This is a genomic window from Bulleidia sp. HCP3S3_C9 (genome assembly GCF_052064035.1).
In the GTDB taxonomy this organism is placed as follows: Bacteria; Bacillota_I; Bacilli_A; order Erysipelotrichales; family Erysipelotrichaceae; genus Bulleidia.
In genome coordinates, this window is sequence record NZ_JBQHWJ010000160.1 from 1 (window position 1) to 348 (window position 348).

A 348-nucleotide genomic window follows, 5' to 3' on the forward strand; every position below is an offset into this window, starting at 1 on the left:
TAGCGCATCATGTAATTGACACAGCCTTTGATGTTTTCTGTATGGGTGGTATCAGAATCTTCAGATGATCTGTCAGATTTGGCATAGACGTAGAACCCTTTATCATAGCTTTTGTATGCCTTGTTTTTACATCTGTCAAATTCTGCTTTGTAGAATTGAGAAAGCAGTCTTGTTATTTCATACTGCCAGGTCTTGCGCAGGCTTGTGAAGTTGAAATAATTGAATCTCTTGCAGGAGTCAGTAGAAGGAGTGTAGATCAGTTCAGGAACAAGACAGTGAATGTGAGGATTCCACTGAAGGCTTCTTCCGAAAGTATGGAGAGTGGCAATCATACCGAATCTGTTGGAA

The 348-nt window shown here is 40.5% G+C and carries 1 protein-coding gene; it reads right to left on the minus strand.

Annotation, left to right across the window (positions count from 1 at the left end; all coding sequences use genetic code 11):
- The coding region (locus tag ACTND6_RS11240) for a transposase (protein ID WP_441024365.1) at positions 1-332 on the minus strand (332 nt) is incomplete at its 3' end.
- Positions 333-348 lie beyond the last annotated feature (16 nt).